Origin of the sequence: Mesorhizobium sp. WSM4887, from assembly GCF_029625865.1 — a bacterium.
Lineage (GTDB): Bacteria > Pseudomonadota > Alphaproteobacteria > Rhizobiales > Rhizobiaceae > Mesorhizobium.
In genome coordinates this window covers 107638-129530 of record NZ_JARTVP010000006.1, presented here as the reverse complement: position 1 = coordinate 129530, position 21893 = coordinate 107638, and the positions used below count along the sequence as shown (strand labels likewise).

The following is a 21893-nucleotide window of genomic DNA, read 5'->3' as shown; positions in this document are numbered from 1 at the left end:
CATTGCACACCATCGCTGGCCCACCCCTCATACCGCACTGATAAAGCCAGCTGTGCGCTGAGCGACAGACGCTCAGAAAGGCATTCTGGTCGGTTGAAGTCGACGTCGATGGCGCTTGATCGGGCAAGTGCAGATGTTAGATATTGCACGAAGTAAGTCGTCGACTATTGAGAAAAGCCACCGACGTCATGCGCCGTAATGCCGCGCTAGCTCGGTAGTTGCGTTTCGTTCAGTAAAAATGGAGACCTGTGTCCGGTCATTAACAAGCCTTGGCGAATGGTTAATGGGTAGCCTTCGGTTGATCGTTCTTGTTTTGTCCGATGAATTTGGGTAAGGCGAACGGATAACTCTATTCGCTTACCAGCCTTGCAAGCTCCGGCTCGCGTATTTTAAGTAGAGTGAAATCGTATGTGTCGGGGGGCACTTTCATGTCGAGCGCCATAAAGAAAAAGACTGCTGCGAATATTTCTGTCTTGGACACGTTGAAACTACTGGATGGTGAGTTTCACGAGGTGGCCGAAGGCGTTGCCAAGGGCGAATATGCCCTCTGGCTTGGTTCCGGAATATCTCGCGAGCGCGTGCCCGATCTGCGCATCGTGGCGCGACGCGTCCTCGACTACCTGTCGAAAGAAGCGCGCGCAGAAGCTGATGACGGTCCGTTCAAGCGGGCACTTAGCAAGGCCTTGGACTACGCGCTCACTACTGCGGAAAAGGTCGGGGTCGATCAATCTGTTGAGCCCGCGCAGTGGCCTAATGTTGACACCATCGTCGACCGATTGGTCGGAAAATATGCGCTGCTTCTGGACCTGCGGATCGCAGGGAAACGGTCGGATCACTTGGTGTGGGACATCGTGGATGTTCGTAACACCTACGCCAACGACAATCTTGAGCCCGACTGCGAGCATATTGCGATTGCGGTGCTTGCACTTGAAGGAGTCATTCCGAAGGTGGCGTCGGCGAATTGGGATGGGTTGGTGGAAAAGGCCGCTGCGTCTATTACAAACGGAAATCAGGATATCGTCGCCATCATGGTGCGGGCCGATGATATTCCCGGCGCAAACGGCAGGACGCACCTTCACAAGTTTCATGGCTGCGCGGTTCGTGCTAAGCAAAGCGAGGAGCTGTACCGCGAGTACATCGTGGGAAGAGATCAGCAAATCACGGACTGGCCGAACGACCCGAAGTTCGCGCTGATGAAAAATCAACTCGACGGCATGAGCGTAACGTATCGCACGCTCATGATCGGGCTGTCAGCGCAAGACTCTAACATCAAGGATATTTTCTCGGCCGGGCGCGCGATGCTGAAACGCGCGTGGCCCGCTCATCCTCCTGCTTATGTTTTTGCCGGCGACGAATTGGGCGCTGAGCAGGGTACGATGATCAAGAGCGTCTATCAGGACGACTACGACAATCATCAAGAGGAAATCGAGAAAGGCGCGAAAATACCCGCGTATGGCAAGCCACTCCTGTCCGCGCTGGTATTAAGCGTGCTCAGTCAGAAGTTGGCTAGTTTCATTCGCCTTGCCAACGCACCGTTGCTCCTCGCGCCAGAGCGGAAGAGAATCGCCGACGGCGCGATGGAGATACGTGATCTGATCGCCGCGTTAGCGGGCGATAGCAGTGACGACAAGCGCAATTTCGTCAACGGGCTTGTCGCGGGCATCACACGCAATCTCGCGATGTTTAGAGGCGACAACCATGCTCTCGTCAACAGGGTATATGGGCCTGTTGGCACCGTTCCAATTGGCCAAATGGGGAACGATCCCAATCTTCAGAACTCCGGCATGCCGGAGCTGGCGATGTTTGTGGGAGCAGTCGGGCTAGGAACGGCAGTTGAGGGATGGACTCTAACGCAGCCTGTCGGTGGTCCAGATGTTGGAAGCTTCTCCATTTCGACGCCTGCGTCGGTTGCCCCGCAGAAGGTCTTCGTGGTTTCAAACAATGAAACAGTATCGAAGCTAGTCGGCGAGGGCGTTCTAGACGAGAGTGACACGAACACGATCGTCGCCGTTTGCTCCGCGCCAGTCCCTCGCCGCCAGACAAACCCGTCGGCGACCTACGGTCGGGCAGGTAAGGATGATGCCCCGTCGGGGTGCCGTGAATTCAGCTTCAAGAGTCTCGTGGAGAATGCCACCGGCGCTGACCATTTGCTGGCGCGCCTGAAAGAGGAGGCAACGCTGTGAGCTTATCGACACAAGCGCCTGTCGAGCGGATCGTTTCGATCCTAGAAGCATCGAATGCCTTTCGGCGCGTCCCCACACCGATCAAGATCGGCAATGTCCCATTCGACTTCGCCGCGGTGTTGATCGGCAAGGACAAGAATCCTGACTTGGTCGTAATTATCGACACGATCAACGAGGAGATTCAGCGAACGCGCCAGAAGATCGGCGGTCTCGGCCGCGCAATGGATGTGGTAGGCTCGCGTCGTCCGGTAACGGCGATTCTGACAGGACCGCGGCCTGATGAAAACACGCTAGAGTCGATCGCTCGCGTTTGCCGCGTTCTGCCAGTAGGCACACCTACGGGAACCAAGGACGACGAAGTGCTCGAAGACTGGCTTTCGGTTCTATTGCCGCTGCCGATCGCCCCACAATCGGGGATCGCGGCCGATCCGATTGGCGAAATAAAGAAGCTTCTGCCAACGACTCTGGATCATTCGCTCGCGGACGTCGTGCTGCAGGTTTCGCCGCGGGGCCCTAAGGCTGTCCAGCAGGAATTGAAGCGGAGGCTCACCGTTCCTTTCGCGATTGCGGCGAAGAAGCTCGGCGAGGACGAATGAGCAATCTCGATGATGCCCTCCAGCTATCTGTCACTGATTTCCGCAGTATCGCGGGAACGGTCACCGTTCAGCTCGACGCTCCGATTATTCTGATCCACGGGCCTAACGGGACCGGAAAGACTAGTTTGCTCTCCGCGCTTGAGTTGGCCCTTACCGGCGACATCAGGTCGATGCGCGACGACGACACGAACTTTGCTCGTCATATCGTTCATGAGGGCGCGAGCGAGGCTAAGGTCGCCCTCACGGGACGACACGCGCCGACGCCGGCGGTTGGCAATTTTGTCATCGGGGGCGGCGTTTTAACCGGAACTCCGTATCTGGATGCACGCGATCGGAAGTTTTTCGCCGAGCGATGCTATCTGGCCCAGTCGATGCTTGGGCGACTGCTTGACATCTACCAAAAGTCTAAGGTCGAAGATGGCGAAAGCGCGCTTACGCAGTTCGTCAAGGATTTGCTTGGATTAAACCAGCTAGATGCGCTGGTAGACGGTCTGCATGATGCTGGTCACAAAAGCCGAACCAAAACGCTCGTTCCGGAGTACCGGGCCTTCGAGACGAGGATCGAGCGGACGGCCCAGGACATCGTTCAGCTCACCTCAGAGCTTTCCGAGCTGAACCAAAGCCGGGCAACAGCTCTTGCCCCAATGAACGTTGCCCTCGCGGCACTCTTTCCGGGCGAGACGCCGGATACTTTTGACTTCGGAACCGTGGGCGATCGTCTTCGAGCTCTTTCGAGTGACAATGGTCTTGTCGAGGCAACGCGTCGCCTTACGGAGCTACGGTCGCTCGATAGCGCCTGGGCGAAGTTGCCAAAGGATGCGGAGGCCAGCGAGCGGACCGACGTGGAGGCCGCAGAACTTGCCGCTGTCCAGGCAGCCGATGGTTGGCGCGCCTCGACTGGCTTCCAACTCGAAGAAGTAATCGTATCCCTCCGCGCCACGTTCCCGGATTTGCCATCTTGGTCGTCAACCGATCCGGCATCGGCGGCCGAGACTGCCGGTCAGCGTGTCGCTAACGAATTGACTCGCATCAAAGGCCTGCTCGATAGGGACGACGCCGCCGGAAAACGCGAAGATGAACTGAACGAGTCGGTCTCGAAGGAAGAGGCGCGCGGTCAGCTTATTGACAGTCAGCTGGCGGGTGTCGCGAAGGACGCCGGTGACTTTGCGGGTGCGCTCGCCGCGCTCCTTCCGCACGTCCACACCGAGGACTGCCCGGTTTGTGGCCGCGATTTTTCACAGATATCGCCCACCGAGCCTCTTTCGGTTCACTTGCAAAAAACCATCGCGCAGTTGACCGCGGACGCAGGAAAACTGTCGGAACTGTCGAACGAAAAGTCGTCCTCCGGTGGTCGGTTGGCGCAGCTGCGTCGCGAACTTGGCTCGCTGAAATCGCAACGAATCGCGGACGATGCCAGAGCTTCCATGATAATGGTGCAAGCGAATATGTCGGAGGCGAAGGTAGCGTTGGACCGCTTGGCCACTTCGGCCGCGAGCGGCACGGCGCTGCTTACGCACGAGGCGTCATTACGCGGGCGGCTTGCCAGTTTCCGAGAGCGAGATCGCTCGGCGTCTGATCTACGCAACTCGCTTATTCGCATTGCCGACGAACTGGCGCGCCAAGACTTGGCCAACGAGCCATTCGACTCAATGCTTAAATCGTTGGTCGAGCAAGTTCAGGCCAATGTGACGCGCCTAAACGCGTTGCAGTCGCAAAAGTCGGTTGCGTTGCAATCATTGCAGACGGTTCTATCCATCGATCAACGTCGTGCAATTGTTTCGGGCGAGCTCTCAAAGGCACGCGACACGCTTGTCATACTGAAGGCGGCTGTTGCCGAGCTTGAGAAGCTCAAGGCGCAGGCAAAGATACTAGGGGAGACCGCTCAAAGTGCCCGAACGTCGATCGTGCGGCGTGTGTTCAACGACTCGCTCAACAAGTTGTGGCGCGACCTGTTCATCCGGCTTGCTCCGACTGAACCATTCGTGCCTGCATTCAAGGTTCCCGAAACGGATTCTAAGGATTTTGCCAAGCTCGAGACTGTGCACCGCAACGGCAAAAAGGGAGGCACGCCGGGCTCCATGCTCAGTGCTGGAAATCTGAACACCGCCGCGCTGACGCTGTTCCTCGCGTTGCATTTCTCGGTCGGTACGAGATTGCCATGGCTGGTACTGGATGATCCGGTGCAGAATATGGACGAGGTCCACATTGCACAGTTCGCGGCTTTGCTGAGAACGATTTCCCGCGCACACGGTACGAAAGTAGTCATAGCCGTGCATGAACGGACGCTCTTCGACTACCTGAAATTGGAGCTAAGTCCCGCATTTGAGAAGGACCGTCTTCTGGCGCTTGAGCTTCGTCGGACAGCGGGAGAATCCACCCGAATCGTGCCTGACCTAGTCACCTACTTGGTGGACGCTGTGGCGGCGTAGCAGACTGCAGCGAAAACTTATAACCGCTCGCACGTTGGAAGCGCAAACCGCGGACGCCTTGCTCCGGCGAAATGCGGCCGACCCGACGCTGCAGCCAGTGCCCAACGAACGTCGCGGCGCCAACTCGAGGTCGACGAAGGAACGGCCGCTCGACCCCATGCTGCCATCCGTTCTCGGCCCCAACCTTCACAGTGGTTGCCCGTCACCGAACTAAGCCACAGCTGCTGGCTTCGAAACACATAAGCCGCTACTCCATGTTCACGCTTCGTGCTTCGAAAGTCGCATTAAGGGCAATGTGGAACTGCTCAAGATCAGGCTTCGTTACCGCGATTGCAACCATGGCTGTGGCCAGCAGTACCTGCAAGGTGCTTCACAGGCCTGTGTGCGAGCGTGATCTTTGCCGACACCGAGAGCGCCCTTGACAGGGATATGACAAGGGCACCGTCAGCCTGTTGCATCGCGCAACCGGCCGCATTGAACCCGAACTTGACGACAGAGATCGCACAAAGGCGGCTTCATGCTGAACAGGTCATGGCGGCGGCCCCGAAGACTTCCGAACTAGAAGTTGAGGTTCGATCGAGACATCCTTGCGAACCTTGCGCCCGCCCTCAAGCTGTTCAGTGATGCAGCCTATCGCCTCTCTGGCGCTCAGCTCCAGCGGCTGCCGCACGGACGTAATCGTGGGCGCGAGCAATTCGCCGACGCTGATGCCGTCGATACCAACCACGGAAATCTGGTCGGGAACCGAGATTTGGCGCTCTTTCAACGCCTCGATCGCTCCGAGCGCGGTCATGTCGTTGAAGGTCACTATAGCGGTCGATTTCGGATGTTCGAGAAGAATGGTGTTCACGCCCGCTCTTCCCAGTTCCGCCAGTTCCTTGCCGGAGAACCTGGGAACGCCTTCTGATGCGTCAGGCATCACCAGATGGCAGTCTTCAAGTCCATGGCTAGCCACGGCCTCCAGGAAGCCTTCGGCCTTGGATCTGCGGCTGAAGGTCGTCGTGCTGAAATCGGCTATGTAGGCGATGCGGCGGTGCCCCAGCATCACCAGGTGGTCGACAGCAAGGCGGATCGCCTTCCGGTGATCGATCGACACGAAATCCACAGACGGAGGAAGCTGGTCCAACTGCTTTTCGTCGACGGCGACAACGCAGAGACCCATCTTCACGTAGCCGGCCAGTTCGTCGTTCGTCACCAGGGCTGACGAGCAAATTACCCCACGCACGCCCAGCGCAGATAGGCCGACCCAAAAATCCCGCTCGTTCGAGGCATCCTGCAACGTGTTGCAAAGGATAATCCGGAATCCCTGTTCCTTTGCGGCCTGCTCCATGGCCACCGCAAGCTCTCCGAAGAACGCGTTCGCCACAGTCGGGACGAGCAGGCCGATCATCGGTGTCTTGCCGGTCTTCAACTGAAGTGCCGCGTGGCTTGGAACATAGCCCAACTGTTTGATCGCCTGCTCTATCCGCTCCTTCGTCTCTGGGCGCATGTGATGAAGGCGGTTGTTGAAGAAATTTGAGATGCTGGTGGCGGATACGCCAGCCGTCCTTGCTACGTCCTGGATCGTGACTCTTCCCATGCCGCCTCCTGCACACACCATTTCGATCAGGGCAACTGATTTCATCGTCTGAGAGTGCGGTTCAACGATATATCAATATTCTGTTGACACCGACAGGTGGTTGTGTATCGATACACAAGAGGCCGCTGCAGAGACAGCTAAAGACGGCCGCGGACCTCAAAGGTTCAACCGCTAGAGGGAAAAACGATGAAAAACCAGCGTGATAGCCGGACGTCGCGTGTCCGCAGCTTGCTTGCCGTCCTGCCAGTCGTCCTGACGGCCGCGTTTTCGCTCACCTCAACAACTTCGGCGGCCAACGCCGAGGACAAGCAGCTAGTGTTCTACGAGGCGAGCCACGCCTGGCTCGGCCATCCTTTCTGGAACGTTCTCAACAAGGGAATGCACGACGCCGCCGACAAGTACGGCGTCAAAGTCGTCAGCCTTCAGGAAAACTCGCCACCGAATTCGGCCCAGCAGTCGGAGAAGATCGACCGCGCCATCGCCGCCGAGCCCGATGGTCTCATCGTTTCCCTCCCCGACGCCAAGGGCGTCCAAGCGAGCCTGAAGCGCGCGACTGAAAAGGGGATTCCGATCATCGCCATGAACGTGGGCGATACCCGTCCGGTCGGTGAGCGTATCCCTTACCTGTTCTACATCGGCGGCGACGAAAGACTGGGCGGCGAAAGGGCTGCGGAGTACATTCTCAGCCACAAGAAGCCGACGTCGGGCATCTGCGTGAATACCAACGCGGGCCAGTCAGGCCTGGTGGCGCGCTGCGAAGGCTTCACGGACACCTACAACAAGGCCGGCCTCAAGGCCGACACCATCGTGGTGCCGCCCGACAGTCCGACCCAGGCCGCCGAGCAGTTCCGCGCCTACCTGACCGCCAACCCCGACATCTCTTCCGTCTTCGTCGTGGATCCAACCTACACCATCGAGATCATGAAGGTGCTTCAGGAGGCCGGAAAGATCGACAGCGTCACCCTCTTTTCCTACGACATGTCGAACGACGTCATCAATGCGATCGAGAAGGGCCAGATTCTCGGCACAATCGACCAGCAGCAGTACCTTCAGGGCTACCTGGCGGTCGAGTTCCTCTATCTGAACAAGAAGTACGGGTTTACGCTCGCCCAAGACGTGCTGACTGGTCCGGCCATCATCGACAAGGACAATGTCGCGACCGTCAAGGCGAACGTCGCCGCCGGCTATCGGTGAGGCGAGAAGGGTGAGCGCGCTCCCCGCTCACCCTTCAATTCGGAGGAAAGTATGCAAACGTTGAAGACGACGGCTGTCGCACCCGATGTCGGGCCGCGGCCTGGCCACAAATTCCGCCGCTTGATCTCGCAAACGCCTTGGGTAGGTGCGGCCATTTCCGCCTTGGTCGTCTTCGTCATCTTCCTGACGGTGGCGCCTCATTTCAGCTCGGCGGAATCGCTGACTTCAGTGGCCATCGTGGCGGCTCAGCTCGGGATCGGGGCCGCGGGCGTGACACTGCTGATGATCGCCGGAGAATTCGACCTCTCCATCGGGTCGGTGCTTGCGCTGACGTCTATTATCGCTGCGTTCCTGACGTCGGTCGCGGGCGTGAGCGTTCCCGTCGCCCTATGCGGCGCGCTGGCAAGCGCAGTTCTTATCGGCCTGCTGCACGGCACGCTTGTGCTCTATGCGTCCATACCGTCGTTCATAGTGACGCTCGGCGGCCTCATGTTCTGGCGCGCCATGGTCTATCTGATCTCGGGCGGATATCCTGTTTCGGCGCCCGCCGATTCAGCCGTCCTGACGTGGATGTCCCAGCGTTTCGCGAACGGCCTCAGCATGGGGCTTCTGTGGTCGCTCGTCGTTCTCCTGATCGCGCACTGGGTCCTGACCAACACCAAGTTTGGCAACTGGATATATGCCACCGGAGGCAATGTCGCCGCCGCCCGGTTGAAGGGCGTGCCTATAAACCAGTTGAAACTGACCCTGTTCGTGATGACAGCGGTTTTGGCCTGCTTCTCCGGGCTTGTCCAACTCGGCCGTTTTGGAACCGTCGACGCCAACCGCGGCTCCGGCCTGGAACTCGAAGCCATCGCCGCGGCCGTCATCGGCGGCAGCAGCCTTCGCGGCGGTGTCGGCAGCGTGCTTGGGACCCTGCTCGGGTGCTTGACGATCGCGATGATCCGGCAAGGGCTTGCCCTGATAAACATGCCGCCGGCAGTCTACCAGGCACTGCTCGGCGCGCTGCTTGTTTCCGCAGTTCTTATCAACCGGGCGATCGAGAAGAGGAGCCGCTCATGAACTCGGCGGAGGTACTCCTCGACGTTCGCAACGTCGCAAAAAGCTACGGACATATCGAGGCAGTCAAGGACGTTTCCTTCGCTGTCGGCAAGGGCAAGGTGCTTGCCCTTCTGGGCGACAACGGCGCCGGGAAGTCCACCCTAATCAGCATGCTGAGCGGAGTGGTTTCGCCAGATCGTGGCAGCCTCCACTGGGAGGGCCGCCCGATCGACTTCCGTTCGCCGCAAGCCGCCCAGGACGCAGGCGTGGCGACGCTGTTCCAGAACCTTGCCCTCGTCGACGAGCTGAGCATCGCCAGGAACATGTTTCTTGGGCGCGAGGACTCCGTGACCAAGGGCTGGGGGCCGTTCAAACGTCTGGATCACGCAAAAATGCGGCGCGAAACTGAACAGGCCGCTATCTCGATGGGGCTTCGGCTGCGTAGCGCCGATGATCGTATCAGCGAACTTTCCGGTGGCCAGAGACAGAGCATCGCCATCAGTTGCGCGATCCACTTCAGCGCGAAGCTGATCATCCTGGACGAGCCGACCGCCGCGCTTTCCGTCCGTCAGCAGGAGCAGGTCCTGGACACGATCCGGGCGGTCCGGGACCGCGGGATTTCCGTAATCTTCATCACCCACAACGTGCACCACGTGCGGCCAGTCGCCGACGACATCGTCGTGCTTCGCAACGGCAGGTCGATCGCCGCCTTCGGGATCGACGAGGCGGATCCCGAACACGTCTCCGCGCTCATCCGAGGCAACGAGGAGCCGCGCCGGCATTAAGCGCGGCCAGCAAGGATCTGGAACATTGAGAGGATGGCCAGGGGAATATGCGTATGTCTGACCCAAGCCAAACTCTCGACCAGCTGACCATGGTCGTCCTTCAGAAGCGCTTCGAGGCGATCAACCGGGAAATGGCATATACGCTGGCCCGGACAGGCCGATCGGGAGTGCTGAACACCGCGCTCGATTTCTCGTGCACTATGACGGATGCCCGGCATCGCACTGTGAGCGCGGGGCAGGGTCTTCCCATACACACCGGCGCAGCCCATCTGGTGCCGAAGGCCGTTCGTGACCGATACGGTGACAACGTCCGCGAAGGCGACTGCTTCATCAACAACAGCAGCTACCTGGGCAATACACACTGCGCCGACGTGACGCTATGCGCTCCCGTCTTTTTCGACGGCAGGCTCATGTTCTTCTCGATCGCCCGCGCGCACCTCAGCGATATCGGGTTTCCGACCCCTACGACCTACGGATCCCTCTGCAGGGACTACTATGCCGAGGGTCTGACGCTTCCCTGCCTGAGAATCCAGGCCGACTATCGAGACAACTTCGAGCTGGTGGAACTCTGCAAGGCTAACATCCGCGCTCCCGAGCAGTTCTATGGCGACTACCTCGCGATGGTCGGAGCGGTGCGTACCGGGGAACGCCGGGCCCGGGAGATGTGTGAGCGGTCCGGCGTCGAGACGGTGCTGGCGTTCCTGGACCAGTATCAGGAATACGCGTCCATGATGGCGAAGAGCGCAATCTCGCGGCTGCCGGCGGCCACGTTAAGCAAGCGCGCGATGCACGACGGCGTCAGCGAGGGTTTCGAGAGCGGTTTGCCCATTTCGGCGACGATGACGGTGGACCCGACGGCCGGCGAGATCACGATCGACCTTACGGACAACATCGACTGCCTTCCGATCGGCCTGAACATGACCGAGGCGACCGTCACCGCCAGCTGCCTGACCGCAGTGCTCAACATGCTGGGACCCGACGTGCCCAGGGCATCGGGTTCGTTCGACCGGGTGCGGATCAAGATGCGCGAGAACTCCGCGATCGGACTGCCGAGGTTCCCCGCGGCGACCAGTTCGGCGACCACCAATCTCGCTCACATCCTGATCGATCACATCCAGGCTATGTTCGCCGAGGTCACCGACACGCGCGGCACCGCTTACGGGACCGTCGGAAATCCCGCCTCCGCTCCCTGCGTCAGCGGTTTCGATTCCCGGCGCCAGGCGCCCTTCGTGAACCAGATGGTGCTCGGATACTGGGGCGGCCCCGCACTCGCCGGCCACGACGGTTGGCTCACATACGGAAGCGGAACGACGCAAGGCATGCTCTCCCAGTCCTCGGTCGAGGTCATGGAGCAGCAGCAGCCTCTGATCATCGAGAAGCTCGAGCTCCGTCCGGACTCAGGAGGTGCCGGCGAGTGGGAAGGCGCGCAGGGCTGCGACTGCGTCATCCGGGTGAGAGACGACGCGGTGACCTTTTCGGTCAACAGCGGCGGCGAGCAGTTTCCACCGGCCGGAGTAGCAGGCGGGCTGCCAGGCGGACAGACCAGAACGTGGAAGCGAGACCTGTCAGGCGCGCTGAGCGAGCTCCCGATCTTTTTCGACGTCACCCTTCGTCCCGGTGAGCGCCTGATCGCCCACGGAAGCGGGGGCGGCGGCTTCGGTGATCCAGGCAAGCGATCGCGGGAAAAGATCGAGAAATCGATTTCGGAAGGTCTGCTGACCGAAGCCCACGCGGCAAGGCTTTACGGCTATGCCCGGGCCGACCCAACGGCGGGAAGCCGTCCCTGCTCGGGAGATGCACTATGAATCTCACCATCTCCGTGGATGTGGGCGGTACGTTCACCGACATCGTGGTGGACGACCACGGAGCGCTCCGCTTCTACAAGTCGCTCTCGAACCACGACGACATTCCGCAAGGGATAATGGACGGGATTCAATACGTCGCATCCGACCGCGGCACCAGCGTCAGGGATCTTCTGAAAGCTTGCGCGACGTTCTCGTGCGGCACGACGGCGGCCACAAACGCCATTCTCGAACGCCGCACTGCCAGGACCGTCCTGATCTGCACCACGGGGTTCCGCGACGTGCTGCGCATCCGGGAAGGAGGCCGGGAAAACAGCTATGAGATATTCGAGGACTATCCCGACCCGCTAATCCCGAGACAGCTGACGTTTGCCGTCTCGGAAAGGATCAATGCGGAAGGCGGCGTCGAACTCTCCCTGGACGATAGAGAGGTTCGAGAGGTTCTGGCGCGCGTCAAGAAGACCGAACCCGAAGCCGTCGCAGTCGCCTTGATGTGGTCGGTGATGAATCCTAGGCACGAGCTGCGGGTCGGCGAACTGATCTCCGAGACATTGCCGGGTGTTCCATTTAGCTTGTCGCATCAGGTCAATCCCGCCGTGGGCGAATACCGCCGGACGTCCGCCACAGCACTCGACGCTTCGTTGAAGCCAGTTATGAAGGACAGCATCGGCACCCTCGCTACCCGGCTTGCCGATGCCGGATTCGAGCGAACGCCGCTCTTCGTCTGCTCCAACGGAGGAAGAACTTCCGGTGAGGTCATCGTCGACAAGCCTGTTTTCCTGTGCCTGTCCGGCCCTTCCGCCGCCCCGGGCGCTGCGATCCGCCTTGTCGGACACGCCGGCCTGCGCGAGCGCAACGTGATCTCCATGGACCTCGGGGGGACGAGCCTCGACGTCTGCATGGCGATCGACGGCGCGGTCGCGATGCAACGACAAGGAACGATCGCGGGACATGTCTTCGGCGTACCCTCGGTCGATATTTCGACGATTGCCGCCGGCGGAGGCTCGATTGCGAGGGTCGACGCCGGAGGCTTCGTACACGTCGGGCCGCAAAGTGCAGGATCCAAGCCTGGACCGGCTTGCTATGGCTTGGGTGGGGAACGGCCGACGCTTACCGATGCCAATCTGGTTCGCGGCCTTCTCGAGCCGGGTCGGTTCGGGGGCGGCCACCTCACGCTCGACCGCCAACGGGCTGTGGCTGCGATTTCGAAGCATGTGGCCGATCCGCTGGGAATTGGCGTCGAGGATGCTGCCGCGATCATCTCAGCCGTCGCCGAGCAGAACATGGTGTCGGCCATTGAAGACATGACTATGCGCAAGGGATTTGACCCTCGCGACTTCGTCCTCGTCTCCGGTGGTGCGGCAGGCGGTTTGCATGCTGCCAATCTGGCCAAGGAACTCGGCATTCGTAAGGTTCTGATACCGCGTGCGGGCAGCGTCTTGAGCGCGTATGGCATCTCGACGGGCGACATCAAGTTCGATTTCGGCAGGATCGCCCACAGCCGAAGCGACGCTTTCGATTTTGGTCTTGTGAATTCGACGCTCGCCGCACTGGTGGCCGAAGGAACTGCGTTCCTCGATTCAATGGGTATCGACGATGACAGGCGGGAGCTCCTGCTCGCGGCCGAGTGCCGCTACAATGGACAGGTCTGGCAGATACCCGTGCCCGTCGGTAGGCAGAGCCTCGACGCGCAAGCTCTCACCGAACTCGTCCTGGATTTCCACCGCTTGCACGAGCGGCTCTACTCGGTTGCCTCGCCTGCCGAGCCGGTCGAGTTTCTCGAATGGCGCATCCAGGCGGTCGGTCGGGTGCAGGTGCGGGCGCCAACGGGCGCCGCGATGGCCAATTTCTCGCGCCGGGTTTCCACGAAGAGACAGGTCTATCTTTCGCAAAAAGGAGGGTGGTCCACGATCGCCGCCTTCGATGCCGGCACGCTGCCAGCCGGAAGCGAGTTGTCGGGGCCGGCCATCGTTTCAGATTTGCTCACGTCAAACTTCGTGCCCGCGGGCAGTCGAGCAAGCACTACAGCCGAGGGCGGGCTGCTGATCTCGTTTGACTGACTGAGGCCGCGGGATATCGACGCAACACGCCTGCGACAGTCATCGATATTGTAATATTCTGATATATTGCTAAATGTCCGCTGGCGCGCTGGAGCTGACAAAATGAACGTATGCATGGTAGGCCACGGCATGATGGGCACGTGGCATTCGGACAGCCTAAAGGACTTCGGCTGCACACTGCATACGCTTGTCGGCCGCGAAGCGCCTAAGACGGAAGCCTTCGCCGTCGACTATGAATATCGCAAGTGGACGACCGACTACTCCGCCGCCGTTTCCGATGACGAAATCGACATCATTATTATCGCGGGGCCTAGCGCCACCCATGCCTCGATGGCGATTCAGGCTCTCGAGGCGGGCAAGCACGTTCTGGTCGAGATTCCGCTGGCATTGAATTATCCGGACGCGCTCGAAGTGGTGGAACTCGCCGAGCGGCTGGGCCTCACTCTCGGCGTCGTCCATCCGATGCGTTTCAGGCGCGAGCACGTCGAACTGTGCAAGCGCGTTGGCGCAGGCGAGGAGAATGTACGTCATGTCCATTCCAGGCTCTTCCTTCATCGGCTGGAAAACGTAGGCTCCACAGGTCTGCATCGCAGTTGGACTGACAACCTGCTCTGGCACCATGGTGCGCACTTGGTCGACGTGGGGCTCTGGCTTGCAGGCGGAGGCGTTCCGCAGCGCGCGGCCGCGCGCATCACGCGCTCTTTCGCGATCATGCCGCCGCCTTTGCCCAAGACCGGCATCCCGATGGAACTGGCGGCGATGATCGAGACCGATCGGCAGCAGACGATAGTGTGTACCGGATCCTATCACTCGCAGGAAAGGATGTTCGACATCTTTGTCGTCACGGACCGGGAGGCTTATCGGCTCGATATCCTCAAGGGCACGCTGTCGCTGAGCGGCCGCGAGCAGCCCGTGCAGTCGGAAAAGGAAAACAATGCCCAAGTGAGCCGCGATTTCGTTTCGGCGGTTCGTGGCGGCAAGGCCCCGCTCGTCACCGGGCGGTCCGTCCTTCCGGCCATGAGCATTCTCCAATCCATTGAGGACGAGCAGGCCAAATGGTGGGACGCGCATCCCGATGCCGAGGCGCGCCAATGACACCGGAGCCGATCCTGGACGTCGTGCACAGCACTGTCGGCACGGACATGCCACGGGGCGCATGCGATTGCCATGTGCATGTTTTCGGGCCGCGCAAACAGTTTCCGCTGTGGAACGGACGCTCCTACACCCCCCCGCCGGCCCCGGTCGAGGCTCTTGCCGCCCACCAGGCGGCGTTGAATCTTGACCGCGTCATCGTCGTCCAGCCCAGCATTTACGGCACGGACAACACGTGCACTCTCGATGCCATTCGGATGATGGGTCCTGGCGCGCGCGGGGTGGCCGTCGTGGATCGTCATGCGAGCCCAAAGGGAATGGAGGAATTGGCCAGCGGGGGAATCGTGGGCATCCGTCTTAACCTCGCGGCTGGCTCCGTGTCCGAGTTGGATCGAATACGCGATGATGTCCGATGGGCATTCGCGCTGACGGAAAAGCTCGGCTGGCATGTGCAGATATTCACGGAGTTGGGCATCATCGCTGCTCTGGAAGCGGAATTGAAGCAAGCGCCCGTCCCGGTGGTCATCGACCATTTCGGCCGTGCCGATGCCGACAGGGGTTTGGATCAACCAGGCCTCGATACGCTCATCTCGCTTGTCTCGTCCGAGAAGGTCTACGTGAAGCTATCGGCGCCCTACCTAGTTTCGGCCGATCCCCAGTCGACCGCTGTCGGGCACTTGGTCCGCGCCTTCGTCAAAGCCAACCCCGACCGTCTTCTCTGGGGTTCGAACTGGCCCCATCCGGGCGGGGGCACGGGCGCGTCCAGCCCGCATGGAGTCACTCCTTTCCGCCCAGTCGACGACGCAAAGGCCCTCGACCGCATCGCCGCTTGGGTTGATAGTTCCGACGCCCTGAGAAGCATTCTGGTCCGAAATCCAGCGAAGCTGTTCGGCTTCGCTGACGAGGATGGCTTGAAATGAAAAAGGTTCCCAACACGCTGAGAAGCTCTCGGTGGTTCGCTCCGGACGACTTGAAGGGATTTGGCCACCGCTCCCGCATCATGCAGATGGGATATTCGGCAGATGACTGGGTGGGAAAACCCGTCATCGCGATCCTAAACACCTGGTCCGACATCAACCCGTGCCACGCGCACTTCAAAACTCGCGTCGAAGACGTGAAGAGAGGCGTTTTCCAGGCAGGCGGCTTCCCCATCGAACTTCCGGCGCTCTCGCTCTCCGAAAATTTCGTCAAGCCGACGACGATGCTCTACCGGAACATGCTCGCCATGGATACCGAAGAGCTGATCCGATCCCATCCGGTCGACGGGGTCGTCCTGATGGGCGGTTGCGACAAGACCACGCCTGGATTGATCATGGGGGCGATCAGTGCGGGGCTGCCGGCCATCTACGTGCCGGCCGGACCGATGTTGCGAGGCAACTGGAAGGGAAAGACGCTGGGCTCCGGTTCGGATGCATGGAAATTCTGGGACGAACGCCGCGCCGGGAATATCTCCGACAAGGATTGGCAGGATATCGAGGCCGGAATCGCCCGCAGTCACGGACACTGCATGACCATGGGAACGGCATCGACCATGACGGCGATCGCCGAAGCGATCGGAATGACTCTTCCGGCGGCCTCGTCTATCCCGGCCGCCGACGTCAACCACATTCGCATGTGCTCGGAGGCGGGGAGGCGGTGCGTGGATATGGTCTGGGAGGACCTGGTGCCCGCCAAGGTGCTCTCTCGCCAGGCGTTCGACAACGCGATCGTCGTCTCGATGGCAATGGGATGTTCGACCAATGCCGTGATCCATCTCATTGCGATGGCTCGACGCGCTGGGCACAATGTGACGCTCGACGACTTCGACAAGGCAAGCCGGGTTGTCCCGGTGATCGCCAATGTTCGCCCCAGCGGCGACACATACCTGATGGAGGACTTCTACTACGCTGGCGGACTGCCAGCCCTCATGAACCGTCTCGCCAGCCGGCTTTCCATGTCGGAGATGACCGTGAACGGGCAAACGGTGGGGGAAAACATCGCCGGTGCCGAGGTCTACAATCAAGACGTTATCCGGCCGCTCGACAACCCGATTTACCCCGAAGGGGCGCTGGCTGTCCTCAAGGGCAACCTTGCGGAGAACGGCGCCGTCATTAAACCGAGCGCATGCAGTCCACGATATCTTCGCCATACCGGGCCTGCGCTTGTCTTTGACGACTTCCCTTCGATGAAAGCGGTGATCGATAGCGACGACCTGGACGTCACCGCCGATCACGTGCTGATCCTTCGGAACGCCGGCCCGCAAGGTGGGCCCGGCATGCCCGAGTGGGGAATGCTGCCGATACCGAAGAAGCTCGTGAAGCAGGGCGTGCGCGACATGGTTCGCATATCCGACGCCAGGATGAGCGGGACGAGCTACGGGGCCTGCATCCTTCACGTCTCGCCGGAGGCCTTTGTAGGCGGAACGCTCGCCCTCGTCAGGACTGGCGACCTCGTCTCGATCGACGTTCCAAACCGCGAGATCAGGTTGGAGATATCCCCGGAGGAACTCGCGGATCGCCGGGCGGCGCTGAAGCCTCTGGCTCCCCGGTTTACCCGCGGGTACGGCGCCATGTTCTCCCAGCATATCCAGCAGGCGGACAAGGGTTGCGACTTCGACTTCTTGGAGACGAGCTACGGTGGGGTAACTGATGAGCCGGCGATATTCTAACGGCCGAGACATCGTCTTATCGGGGTGCCCGGCTACCGGATGTCCTCGACCGAAACGGCATCCGTGTCGAACATATGCGGGAAGCTGGTCTTCACGACCTTGATAGTAGGGAAGATGCTATCGATCTGAGCCTGGAACGCTTTCTCGGCACCGTCCTCGTCATGATTCTTGATCCGGTCGTAGATTTGACGGTGCTCGTCAAGCACGAGGTCGAATGTGTTTTCGGTCGGGAACGCATGCCGCCGGATTCGATCCAGTTGCCCGGTCGCCATATGAATTGTCTGCCAGGCATCGGGAAATCCGGCGCACCTGCAGACAAGGCTATGGAACTCGTTGTCGAGCGCGAAAAAAGCATCGACGTCCCGGCGCTTCGCGGCGGCCGATTGCTGGAAAAGCGAAAGCTCAAAGTCGGGTGCTATTTCGGTCGTGAAATTGCGGGCTGCAAGCCTCGTCAATCGCACTTCGAGCGTGTCGCGGACCATCTGACCCTGCAGGACCTGCCTCAGGACAATGCGGTTTACGAACGTTCCGCCTCCCGGCCTGATCACTACAAGATTCTGCGTGGCCAAGTTCAGAATTGCCTCACGGAGAGGTGTTCGTGAAATGCCCAGTTCGGCGCAAATCTCCTTTTCAACGAGCGGTGCCCCCGGAGGCAAATGCATCGATATGATCGCCTGTCGAATGAGCTCATAGACTTGATGGGTTTTCGGCAGGCTGTCGCTAAGAGCCCTCTTTGCAACGAATTTCTTGAATGAGTCCATGATTTGGTGTTCCGCCCGAAGAATGCGCGTCCGCTAGGTCCGACCGCATTGTCGAACCTATCTTTATTTTCAGACCGACCCTATGTGCCTGCCCGCCCGTTAGGTTGGCTGCCTCCGAGTCTTTATGGCGTCCACATACATAGCGACGAAGATTACCGCTCCGGTCACCAGCTGATAAATGTAGGGGTTGGCGCCGACTTGGTTGAGGCCGTTGAAAATCACCTGGAACGCGAGCGCGCCGAGCAATATCCCCGGTAGGATCTTGCCGCGCCCGCCAGAAAGGCTGATACCTCCCACGACAGCAACCGCGATAGCGTTAAACTCCAGCCCTCGACCAAGAAACCCCGTTATGGAACCGACTTGAATAAAGCTGGCGGATGCCGAAATCCCTGCGAACAGGCCGGACAGTACAAAGACCACGAAGCTGGTGAGACGCGTGTTGATTCCGATTCTATGCGATGTCTCCTCGCTGTTTCCCACGGCCGTAACGTGCCTGCCAAAAGCCGTGTGGAGATGGGCATAATGAACGACCACCAGCAGCAACGCCAGCAACAGCGTGTCGACGAATACCGGGCCCAATGTTGAGTTGCCCAGATTCTGAATGCTCGCGGGCAGCGGAATGACGCGCGCTTCTGTCAACATCAGCCCAATGCCGCGGAACGTGATCATGGTGCCCAAGGTGGTAATGAGCGAATTGATGCCCAGGACCGAGACGATGAAGCCGTTCAGCGCTCCCAGTAGGGAGGCAATTACGAGGATGAGGAAAAAGCCAAGGATTGGTCCAACTTGGCCGCCGTCCATCAAGAGGCCGCCGATCGAGCCTGCGAGGAACGCTATGGACCCGATCGAGATGTCGATCTTGCCGCTCATGATGACCAGAGCGATGCCTGTTGCGGCTGCGGTAACGGGCACCATGGCGTGAAGCATGGCGAAGGCGTTGCCGACCGTCGCGAAATTCGGTGCGGCGATCGAGAAGCCGACAATCACCGCCAGGAGAATGGCCCCAAATCCGAGGACGGGGAGCCGGCGCCTTCCCGTGAACTGGCTCGTCGATACTGTGGTCATTGGACGGTCTCCTGCGCATGGGCGACTGCAGGCCGAGCGGAAATCGATTCCATCAGCTCGTCCTTGGTCGCGGTGCCCGGCAATTCTTGCGTTATGCGGCCGCGGATGATGACGACGTAACGGTCCGCGACGCGCATGATCTCTTCCAGTTCCGAGGATATGAAGAGAATGGCCGCGCCTTCTTTCGCGAGCTCGACGCTGAGCTTGAGGATCTCGTCCTTCGCCCCGGTGTCGAGTCCGCGGGTTGGCTCGTCCAGTATGAAAAGTTCCGGCTTTAGCGGTAGCCAGCGTGCGAAGACGACTTTCTGCTGATTGCCCCCCGAGAGCGTTCCGACAGGCTGTTGCGGCGAACTTACCTTCACCCCGAGACGCTTGATGAGGGTTTCCGCCAAGGTCTTCTCGGCGTCGGTGTCGACGAGGCCCGATTTCGACTTCATTTTCTTCAGCTGCGGCAGCGAAATGTTTTCAGCCACGCTGAAGGGAAGGATCAGGCCCTCGCCCCGTCGGTCTTCGGTGACGAGCCCGGTGATCTTTCGAAGGTACTCAGGTTCGACGCGCCCGGAGCTTCCGTTGGCGGTTAGCTCCAAGTCGCCACGATCGATGGGATCGAGCCCCATGAGCGCGCGCACCAGTTCGCTTCGCCCGGAGCCGAGCAGGCCCCAGAGGCCGACGATTTCGCCAGGCCGAAGCGTCAGGTTTATGTCATCGAGAACGCGCTCGCGGGTCAGGTTGCGCACAGTCAGCCTGGCAGGAGCGCTGGTTCTGTATGGCTCCCTCAACCGCTCAGTAGCGGCAATCTCTCCGAGCATTTCGCGAAGCACGGTCGAGGGTGTCGTGTTCTCGATCTTGGTTGCCGAGACCGTACGCCCGTTCCTCATTACCGTGACTGCGTCACAGATCGTGAAGACTTCTTCGAGGAAATGCGTGATGTAGACGACGGCCGTCCCCATTGCCTTCAGCTTGCGCACGACGTCGAAAAGGCGCTCGCGCTCGGGGCGCGAAAGCGAAGAGGTGGGTTCGTCTAAGATGACGATCCTGGGGTTGGATTTCAGCGCCCGCGCAATCTCCAGCATTTGGCGGTCGCCTGTGCTTAGGGTTTCGACGGGCGTGTCCGGCGAGACGCTGCAGCCGACCAACTGGAGAAGCTCCTTGCACCGGGATCGCATGGTCTGGCGGTCGATCCTTCCGAACCGGGTCGGAAAGCGGTCGATGAACACGTTTTCGGCGGCGGTCATCGTGGGCAGCATCGTCAGTTCCTGGTGGACAAAAGCGATGCCATGGCTTGCCGCGTCGCGGGCGTGTCTCAGCGCGACGGCCTTGCCGTCGATTTCGATCGTCCCATCATCGACCGGGATGATGCCGCCGAGCGCGTTCATCATCGTGCTCTTGCCTGCGCCGTTGGCACCCATGAGCGCGTGGACTTCGCCTGGCATTACCGACAGATCACCTTCGGAAATGGCGACGGCGGAGCCGAAAGATTTGCGAATGCCCTTCATGGAGAGGCGTGCAAGTTCGCTCATGCCTTCCTCCTCAGTGCCTGATCGAGATAGACGAAAATGATGATCAGCACTCCCTTCAAGATAAGGCTCGCGAAGTAGGAGGCGCCCAGCTGGTTCATCGAATTGCTGATCAAGGTAACGAACAGCGCCCCGAGAACGGCATGGAGAGGATTGCCGATACCGCCGTAAATGCTGACCCTGCCGATCACGCAGGCGCTGATGATGTCCAGAAGCAGGCTATCGTTTCCAAGGTTGGCCGATGCAGATCCTAGCCTGGCAACCAGGAACACTCCGGTTATGGCGGCAAAACAGCCGGACAAGACGTAGGTCGACAGAACCAGGCGCTTCACGTCCATGCGGGCGATAAGGGCGGCTCGAGGATTCAGGCCTACAGCCTTTATCTGCCGTCCGTATGCGCCTTTTGCGATGATTGCCGTGGCGACCGCGGTGATCACCGCCGTGATCCATACCAGCATGGGGAGGTTTAGGAGGCGGAAGCGGATTACGTCGTCGAAGACGGGAGGGTAGCCCGAAACGCTTTGCGAGCCGGTTATCCATACGCTCGCTCCCCCGACTACGGTCATCGTCGCCAGGGTGACGACGAACGGTGCCATGCCGAAGTAGGCGACCGCCGCTCCGTTGAATGCGCCGAGCGCGGCTCCTATTGCCAGCATCATGATCGGACCCAGCATCGCTACTTGCGTCGTCTGCATCGCGATCACGCCGATGATGGCGCTGAATGCAAGAATGGCAGGCAGCGAAAGGTCGATCCCGCCACCGATCAACACAAAAGACATCCCCATTGCCAGCAGGCCCAATACCGAGGTCTGGACCAGGACATTGACGAGGTTGTTGACCCGGAAGAATGCCGGGGCGTTCATGTACATGTAGCCAAGGAGGACGATAGCGGCCAGCGCGACCAGCCCGAAGATAATCGTGTTCTCCTTGCGCACAGCGACGGCTTGCATCCTAAACTCTCCTCCGTGAGTCGCCGTTTTCCGGCTCGTTGCCCTTGTGTTCAAGCAAGTGGCCAATCATGTCGGGGGGGGGGGGGGGGCGCCCCGCCCCCCCCCCCCCCCCCCCCCCCCCCAAAATATGGGGGGGGGGGGGGGGGTGGGTAAAAGAGCACGCAAGGGTTATTAATATTTAGGCCAAAAAAG

Annotated in this window: 17 protein-coding genes; 12 read left to right on the top strand and 5 right to left on the bottom strand. The window is 60.1% G+C overall.

Annotation, left to right across the window (positions count from 1 at the left end):
• The first annotated feature begins 428 nt into the window (after nucleotides 1–428).
• From P9230_RS21930 to P9230_RS21920, 3 genes are read left to right on the top strand one after another with little or no spacing between them, the layout of a single operon-like run.
• Nucleotides 429–2183 (top strand): SIR2 family protein, encoded by a 1755-nt coding sequence (locus P9230_RS21930; protein ID WP_278055649.1) that lies wholly within the window; start codon nucleotides 429–431, stop codon nucleotides 2181–2183.
• Nucleotides 2180–2779 carry a hypothetical protein gene (locus P9230_RS21925; RefSeq protein WP_278055647.1) on the top strand — a complete coding sequence of 200 codons (600 nt, stop codon included), beginning with the start codon at nucleotides 2180–2182 and terminating at the stop codon, nucleotides 2777–2779. The genes P9230_RS21930 and P9230_RS21925 overlap by 4 nt, the downstream gene beginning before the upstream one ends.
• Complete coding sequence (locus P9230_RS21920) at nucleotides 2776–5208, top strand: AAA family ATPase (RefSeq protein WP_278055645.1); 2433 nt, start codon at nucleotides 2776–2778, stop codon at nucleotides 5206–5208. The genes P9230_RS21925 and P9230_RS21920 overlap by 4 nt, the downstream gene beginning before the upstream one ends.
• Nucleotides 5209–5737: 529 nt before the next feature.
• Here P9230_RS21920 and P9230_RS21915 read toward each other — a convergent pair.
• Complete coding sequence (locus P9230_RS21915; protein WP_278055644.1) at nucleotides 5738–6787, bottom strand: LacI family DNA-binding transcriptional regulator; 1050 nt, start codon at nucleotides 6785–6787, stop codon at nucleotides 5738–5740.
• Nucleotides 6788–6973: 186 nt separating this feature from the next.
• Here P9230_RS21915 and P9230_RS21910 point away from each other — a divergent pair, with 186 nt between their 5' ends.
• From P9230_RS21910 to araD, 8 genes are all read left to right on the top strand, one after another.
• Nucleotides 6974–7981, top strand: a complete 1008-nt coding sequence (locus tag P9230_RS21910) for a sugar ABC transporter substrate-binding protein (protein ID WP_278055643.1) — start codon at nucleotides 6974–6976, stop codon at nucleotides 7979–7981.
• A 162-nt stretch (nucleotides 7982–8143) separates the two neighbouring features.
• The gene (locus tag P9230_RS21905; protein WP_278055641.1) at nucleotides 8144–9043 is read left to right on the top strand and encodes an ABC transporter permease; all 900 of its coding nucleotides are present in this window, start codon (nucleotides 8144–8146) and stop codon (nucleotides 9041–9043) included.
• Nucleotides 9040–9807: an ATP-binding cassette domain-containing protein gene (locus P9230_RS21900; RefSeq protein WP_278055639.1), complete on the top strand. Its 768-nt coding sequence runs from the start codon at nucleotides 9040–9042 to the stop codon at nucleotides 9805–9807. The genes P9230_RS21905 and P9230_RS21900 overlap by 4 nt, the downstream gene beginning before the upstream one ends.
• A 53-nt stretch (nucleotides 9808–9860) precedes the next feature.
• On the top strand, nucleotides 9861–11612 hold the full coding sequence (locus P9230_RS21895; protein WP_278055638.1) for a hydantoinase B/oxoprolinase family protein: 1752 nt from the start codon (nucleotides 9861–9863) through the stop codon (nucleotides 11610–11612).
• Nucleotides 11609–13669, top strand: coding sequence for a hydantoinase/oxoprolinase family protein (locus P9230_RS21890; protein WP_278055637.1), 2061 nt, complete (start codon nucleotides 11609–11611; stop codon nucleotides 13667–13669). Before P9230_RS21895 ends, P9230_RS21890 begins: the two co-directional genes overlap by 4 nt.
• Before the next feature lie 102 nt (nucleotides 13670–13771).
• A complete protein-coding gene (locus P9230_RS21885; RefSeq protein WP_278055635.1) occupies nucleotides 13772–14764 on the top strand; it encodes a Gfo/Idh/MocA family oxidoreductase in 993 nt (330 codons plus the stop codon).
• Complete coding sequence (locus P9230_RS21880; RefSeq protein ID WP_278055633.1) at nucleotides 14761–15681, top strand: amidohydrolase family protein; 921 nt, start codon at nucleotides 14761–14763, stop codon at nucleotides 15679–15681. Before P9230_RS21885 ends, P9230_RS21880 begins: the two co-directional genes overlap by 4 nt.
• A complete protein-coding gene (gene araD / locus P9230_RS21875; protein ID WP_278055632.1) occupies nucleotides 15678–17408 on the top strand; it encodes an L-arabinonate dehydratase in 1731 nt (576 codons plus the stop codon). The genes P9230_RS21880 and araD overlap by 4 nt, the downstream gene beginning before the upstream one ends.
• Nucleotides 17409–17440: 32 nt before the next feature.
• Here araD and P9230_RS21870 read toward each other — a convergent pair whose 3' ends face one another.
• The 4 genes from P9230_RS21870 to P9230_RS21855 all read right to left on the bottom strand — a co-directional run bounded on the left by P9230_RS21870 (nucleotide 17441) and on the right by P9230_RS21855 (nucleotide 21701).
• Nucleotides 17441–18169 carry a GntR family transcriptional regulator gene (locus tag P9230_RS21870; protein WP_278055631.1) on the bottom strand — a complete coding sequence of 243 codons (729 nt, stop codon included), beginning with the start codon at nucleotides 18167–18169 and terminating at the stop codon, nucleotides 17441–17443.
• A 99-nt stretch (nucleotides 18170–18268) separates the two neighbouring features.
• Entirely contained in the window at nucleotides 18269–19234 is a 966-nt protein-coding gene (locus tag P9230_RS21865; RefSeq protein ID WP_278055629.1) for an ABC transporter permease, read from the bottom strand.
• Nucleotides 19231–20754: a sugar ABC transporter ATP-binding protein gene (locus P9230_RS21860; protein ID WP_278055627.1), complete on the bottom strand. Its 1524-nt coding sequence runs from the start codon at nucleotides 20752–20754 to the stop codon at nucleotides 19231–19233. Before P9230_RS21860 ends, P9230_RS21865 begins: the two co-directional genes overlap by 4 nt.
• On the bottom strand, nucleotides 20751–21701 hold the full coding sequence (locus P9230_RS21855; protein ID WP_278055625.1) for an ABC transporter permease: 951 nt from the start codon (nucleotides 21699–21701) through the stop codon (nucleotides 20751–20753). Before P9230_RS21855 ends, P9230_RS21860 begins: the two co-directional genes overlap by 4 nt.
• A 46-nt stretch (nucleotides 21702–21747) precedes the next feature.
• Between P9230_RS21855 and P9230_RS21850 the strand changes: the two genes are divergently transcribed.
• The gene (locus tag P9230_RS21850; protein ID WP_278120815.1) at nucleotides 21748–21876 is read left to right on the top strand and encodes a hypothetical protein; all 129 of its coding nucleotides are present in this window, start codon (nucleotides 21748–21750) and stop codon (nucleotides 21874–21876) included.
• Nucleotides 21877–21893 lie beyond the last annotated feature (17 nt).

Coding starts and splice junctions, on each gene's coding strand:
- P9230_RS21930 (WP_278055649.1), top strand. CDS start 429: ATGTCGAGCGCCATAAAGAAAAAGACTGCTGCGAATATTTCTGTCTTG.
- P9230_RS21920 (WP_278055645.1), top strand. CDS start 2,776: ATGAGCAATCTCGATGATGCCCTCCAGCTATCTGTCACTGATTTCCGC.
- P9230_RS21915 (WP_278055644.1), bottom strand. CDS start 6,787: ATGGGAAGAGTCACGATCCAGGACGTAGCAAGGACGGCTGGCGTATCC.
- P9230_RS21910 (WP_278055643.1), top strand. CDS start 6,974: ATGAAAAACCAGCGTGATAGCCGGACGTCGCGTGTCCGCAGCTTGCTT.
- P9230_RS21900 (WP_278055639.1), top strand. CDS start 9,040: ATGAACTCGGCGGAGGTACTCCTCGACGTTCGCAACGTCGCAAAAAGC.
- P9230_RS21895 (WP_278055638.1), top strand. CDS start 9,861: ATGTCTGACCCAAGCCAAACTCTCGACCAGCTGACCATGGTCGTCCTT.
- P9230_RS21890 (WP_278055637.1), top strand. CDS start 11,609: ATGAATCTCACCATCTCCGTGGATGTGGGCGGTACGTTCACCGACATC.
- P9230_RS21885 (WP_278055635.1), top strand. CDS start 13,772: ATGAACGTATGCATGGTAGGCCACGGCATGATGGGCACGTGGCATTCG.
- P9230_RS21880 (WP_278055633.1), top strand. CDS start 14,761: ATGACACCGGAGCCGATCCTGGACGTCGTGCACAGCACTGTCGGCACG.
- araD (WP_278055632.1), top strand. CDS start 15,678: ATGAAAAAGGTTCCCAACACGCTGAGAAGCTCTCGGTGGTTCGCTCCG.
- P9230_RS21870 (WP_278055631.1), bottom strand. CDS start 18,169: ATGGACTCATTCAAGAAATTCGTTGCAAAGAGGGCTCTTAGCGACAGC.
- P9230_RS21865 (WP_278055629.1), bottom strand. CDS start 19,234: ATGACCACAGTATCGACGAGCCAGTTCACGGGAAGGCGCCGGCTCCCC.
- P9230_RS21860 (WP_278055627.1), bottom strand. CDS start 20,754: ATGAGCGAACTTGCACGCCTCTCCATGAAGGGCATTCGCAAATCTTTC.
- P9230_RS21855 (WP_278055625.1), bottom strand. CDS start 21,701: ATGCAAGCCGTCGCTGTGCGCAAGGAGAACACGATTATCTTCGGGCTG.